Source organism: Acidobacteriota bacterium (genome assembly GCA_028875725.1).
Classification (GTDB): domain Bacteria; phylum Acidobacteriota; class Thermoanaerobaculia; order Multivoradales; family Multivoraceae; genus Multivorans.
In genome coordinates this window covers 1-4,584 of the sequence record JAPPCR010000011.1, presented here as the reverse complement: position 1 = coordinate 4,584, position 4,584 = coordinate 1, and the positions used below count along the sequence as shown (strand labels likewise).

The 4,584-nt window shown below is 66.9% G+C and carries 4 protein-coding genes; 2 read left to right on the top strand and 2 right to left on the bottom strand.

Annotated features, from left to right (window positions below; translation table 11 throughout):
• Positions 1-304, bottom strand: a 304-nt coding sequence (locus OXI49_11335; protein ID MDE2691098.1) for a hypothetical protein, incomplete at its 3' end; no start/stop codon positions are given.
• Between the two features lie 241 nt (positions 305-545).
• Here OXI49_11335 and mobC point away from each other — a divergent pair.
• Both mobC and OXI49_11325 read left to right on the top strand, forming a co-directional pair.
• Positions 546-890 (top strand): plasmid mobilization relaxosome protein MobC, encoded by a 345-nt coding sequence (mobC, locus tag OXI49_11330; protein ID MDE2691097.1) that lies wholly within the window; start codon positions 546-548, stop codon positions 888-890.
• Positions 887-2,098 (top strand): relaxase/mobilization nuclease domain-containing protein, encoded by a 1,212-nt coding sequence (locus tag OXI49_11325; GenBank protein ID MDE2691096.1) that lies wholly within the window; start codon positions 887-889, stop codon positions 2,096-2,098. Before mobC ends, OXI49_11325 begins: the two co-directional genes overlap by 4 nt.
• A gap of 15 nt (positions 2,099-2,113) precedes the next feature.
• Here OXI49_11325 and OXI49_11320 read toward each other — a convergent pair whose 3' ends face one another.
• Entirely contained in the window at positions 2,114-4,465 is a 2,352-nt protein-coding gene (locus OXI49_11320) for a tetratricopeptide repeat protein (protein MDE2691095.1), read from the bottom strand.
• Positions 4,466-4,584: the final 119 nt, after the last annotated feature.

The following is a 4,584-nucleotide window of genomic DNA, read 5'->3' as shown; positions in this document are numbered from 1 at the left end:
TCCGCCTCTTGGAGGGCGTCACCTCCTCACCGTAGATGTCAAAGAGCTTCTCCAGGGTGAGCGGCTCGGGCTCGGCCTCGGCCTTGCCGTTCAGGTCCGGGCCGGCGAACCCGGCAGCGAACTCGTCGGCTTGCCGTTTCGCCCTCGCCCAGTCGCGGTGCCCCAACGACCGGGTGAGCCTCCGCCCGTTCTCGCGCCACTCCACCTGGAACAGGCCGGTCTTCGGGTCGGGAAACACCCGGACCCGGTTCCGGCCCCACTCGCCGGCGCCATAGCTCCGGCGGCTTCTTCTCGTGCGTGCCATCGTTCGATTCCTCTCGTTCGATGGACTGCACGATCTGCGCGATTGAAACCTCGCGACGGGGTGGCCCGTCGTCCAGAGTTGGTGCCCCGGCCGGCGTTGGCGCGGGCGCGCCACGGGGGCGCTGGTTTCTGCGGTTAGTGGAGGAGCCAGATGTGTAAACGCTTCACGTTTACTCTGGCCGGGGGATGCCCCCGAGCCCCCGAAACGACACTTCGCGCGCCACCAGAGGAGGCAGCCCGACATGGCCCGTCCCCGGAAGCCCGAGGCCGAACTTCGCAGCCGCACGATCGGCGTGCGCGTCAACACCGCCGAGGCCGCGGAGATCGCCGAGCGTGCCGGAGCGGCCCGCATGACGACGGGCGGCTACATGCGCAAGAGGGCGCTGGGGCAGCCGGTCCGCGAGGCGGTCGTTCTCCGTCTCGGCGCACGGGAGCGGGTCGAACTCCACCGGATCGGCGTCAATCTAAACCAGATCGCCCGCGCCCTGAACTCCGGGGCTTCCGCTCCTTCCGGTACGCTGGAGGCGGTCGAGCGGGTGGGCGAGCTTGCTGCCGGTCTCCTGAGCGGCGAGGCGCTGGACCGGTGATCCCGAAGATCAACGGACTGGGGCGGTCGTTCGCCGGGGTCGCGGCGTACTGCCTCCACGACGCGCCGGAGCCGGACGACCGCCGTCCGAGGACATCGGAGCGGGTCGGGTGGGCCGACACCCGGAACCTCGCGACGTTCCGGCCGGAGCGGGCCGCGCGGCTGATGGCCGCGACGGCGAGGGCGGCCCCCGACCTCAAGCGGCTGGCGGGCGGGTCGCCGGGAGGCCGGAAGCTGGCGAAGCCGGTCCTGCACTACTCGCTCAGCTGGGCTCGGGACGAGACGCCCGACAAGGGGGAGATGAACCGGGCGGTGGACGAGAGTCTGGAGGCGCTGGGGCTGGAGGGCCACGAGGCGCTGATCGTCGCGCACGGGGATACCCGGCACCCGCATGTCCACGTGATCGCCAACCGAGTCGATCCGGAGACCGGGAAGGCGGCGAAGCTGTCGGGCAGCAAGCTCCGGCTGTCGCGCTGGGCCGAGGGCTACGAGCGGGAACAGGGCCGGATCCGGTGCGAGCGGCGGGTCGAGAACAACGAACGGAGGCGGGCGGGCCAGCAGGTGCTTCGCCCCGCAGAGGAGCGGCCGCGCCACTGGGCGCGCGTCCGGCGAGAGGGGATGCAGCCCGGGCGGGCGCGGCGGGCCAGGAAGCCGCGCCGTGAGGATCGGGTCGACATGGAGGCATGGCGGCATGGCGAGGCGGACGCCTGGGAGACGGTCGCGGACGGTCGCGAGTACAGCCTCCGGCACCTTGAGACCCGGGCGCGCAAGGAATGGGCCGAACTGCAAAGGCGGCAGGAGGAGATGCGGCAGCGGCTAGACCGGGAGAGCCGCACCGTGCTCGGGCGGCTCCGGATCTGGCGGCTCGATCGTTCGCTCAGGGAACTGGCCGGGGCGATCCGGGGCCGGAAAGATCTGGTCGAGGGCTGGCGCGAGGATCTCGACGGGTATCACAGGGACGAGCGGGCCGAGTTGGGCAAGGCACACGGCGAGCGCGCCCGGGAGATCGAGCGCGGTTGGGGCAAGTTCTATCGAAACAGGCTGGTGGAGGCGGAGCGGCGCGCATGGTCGGTGCGCGAGACCAAGAGGGAGAGGGAGCGCGAACAGTCACGGGAGCGGGAGCGCGCTCGGACCATCACCCGCATCGTTGTACCGCGACCGCCCCAGCCCCGAGGCCCCGAGCGCGGCGGTGGCGGGTTTGAGCGGTAGGCCCCTGTGCTCGCGTCAAGGCGTGACTAGCTTTGTCAGCTTCTCTCGCGCCAGTCGGGCTGGCTCGAAATCCTCGTCGGCGTTCTCCCAAACGGCGAGCGTGTTGTTGAGGTGGAACACCGCCGCGGTCGTGTCCCCCCTCGCCTCCATGAGCGACGCCATCTCGAAGTGGGCGTGCGGATCGGCGGGCACAAGACGCAAGGCACTGCGCAATTCCGCTTCCGCTTCGCCCAACAGTCCCGCCCGGCGCAGTGCTCTTCCCGCGCCAAGATGGAATTCTCTACTCGGCGATAGCTCGATGGCCGCCTTAAAGTTCTCCGCCGCGCCCTCGTGGTCTCCTGCTCGGTCCAGTATCAGTCCCAAGTCCCCCAACAGAGTGGATCGGAGGCCCTCCTGGCCACTGGCCTCCAACGATTCCCACGCCTGTCGGTGCGCCTCCAAGGCCGCGTCCACACCCTCCGTTGCCAGAGCGATATGAACGGCCAGCCGGTGAAGGTAGAGATCCTGTCCTTCAAGGGTCGACCTCAATTCCATAAGCAGGTTCACTGCTTCGTCGACAAGACCCGCATCAAGGTAGACGAAGATGTCGTCCAAGCTCCCCAAAGCGACACCCGGTTGCGTCTGGAAGCCTGCTTGCTCTTGCCGCCTTTGCTCGATCACGCCGATCGCGTCGATCATCTCCCCGCGCCGGTGATGATAGCGCTTGAGACCCGATAGCGCCTCTACCCTCTCCTCCGCAGTTCGGGCCAACGTCAACACGCGCTGGAACCCGTCGCGAGCCTCGCCCAGTCGCCCGTCGTCAAGATCGAGTTCCGCAAGTTCCCTCACGGGCTCAGGTGCCAGAGCATCCAGGACAATCGCGCGCTTGAGCGCGTCGCGTGCGTCTTCAAGTCGGCCCAGCCGCCGCTGGAGGTCGGCCAGTTGTGAGTAGGCGGACGCGTCGCCGGGTGACCGCTTCACATACTCGGCCAGGACGCCCACGGCTTGGTCGTAGTTGCCCAGTTGCTCCTGCACCCGCGCCGTGACCAGGATGAGTCGGTCGTCCAACGGATCCAAGCGGCGCATCTTGGAGAGGGTCGAAAGGGCATCTTCCCAAGCACCCTGAGACACCTGAGTCTCTGTCAGAATGCGTAGCGCGTTCAGGTCATCGGGGTGCAGTTGGATCCACAGGTCCAAGACCGTGGCCAGTTGGTCCGGCTCACCGATGGCCCGGTAATAGTCCGCCCTCACTTGGAAGGCGTATCGCTCGGGTACTCTGTACAGGTGCTCAATGGCCGAAGCGAGCGGGGCCGAGGCAGCCTTGTCGTCCAGCCCGGAAGCCCGCAACACGCGCCACAAGGCGTAGTGGGCGACCGCGAAGCTGGGATCCAGTGTGGTTGCGGTGGTCAAGTACCTGGAGGCAGCCTCATGATCGCGGTCGGCAACATGGTGGAACATGCCCTTGAAAAACGCTTCCACCGCAGCTTCGTTTTCGGAGAGCCGTGCCCGTACGGCAAGGTCGTCGATCTCTTCGGTAGTAGAAAGTCCCAGCGCGCGCCCTACCGGTCCCGCCGCTTCGTCAACGAGCGTCAGTAGGTCGGTCGCTTCATGAGCAGTCTGGCCCGCGAGCGATCCGTCGCTCACTCTGTGGATCCAGAGTTGGACGCCCAGCAGTTCGTTGATCCGATTGATCTCCCCGACCACGATGAACCCCGCATGGAGATTCCGGGCGAGTTCGCGCTTGAGAGGCAAGGGAGTCCCCGCGAAGCTATCGAATCCCCGTTCGCGCGCGTAGGACTGGTAGTCGTAGGAGGGGATCGGCAGGAAACGGTCATATGCAATGAGATCGAGGACCAACGCCTCGGGAAACGCATAGGACATCCACGACTCGCCCTCGCCTATTCCGGGTCCGGGTTCGAGTGCGAACAGGACGGTGGTCCCATTCGATCCGGAGTTGGGCACCCCCTGCTGGACGATGCTCGCTTCATCGGGCCTTTCCGATGCCGGGTCAGTGGCCGAAACCGGATCGTCGCGGGTGGCGAGCGTGGACAATACCACGAGGCATCCCACGAGGTTGGCGGGGATGCCTATCTTCTCCGTCCGCGGCAGCGAGTCCCTGTCCTTGCCGGGCTTTCCGTGAAACCAAGCAACCATGAGCACACTCGGCACCATCATGACCAGGGTGACCAGCGCCGCACGCGTGAAGTAAGGCGAGAGCAGGAATTCGTCCACGGCGAAAGCCGTAAACTCGACGATGCCCCATGACACAGCCGCGTATCCGGCCAAGATGTGGGGCACACGGCGGTGGATCAGGTCGCGTGTGAAGTTCGCGGACGCCGACTGTGAGGGGGAGAGGGAAGCTCTTGAGGTGTCTCCATGCTTGCTCATTGGTCCGGTTGACCGATCCCGGCGGTCTTCAGCATGTCCGCCAAGTGTCCGGACTCCACGACGGCCCGCATGAGATCGACGCGGCTCTGGACGCCCAGCTTGCTCTTCAGGGACATTCG

What these genes read in the sequence shown, in the direction of transcription:
- mobC (MDE2691097.1), top strand. Translation starts at nt 546, where the DNA reads ATGGCCCGTCCCCGGAAGCCCGAGGCCGAACTTCGCAGCCGCACGATC.
- OXI49_11320 (MDE2691095.1), bottom strand. Translation starts at nt 4,465, where the DNA reads ATGAGCAAGCATGGAGACACCTCAAGAGCTTCCCTCTCCCCCTCACAG.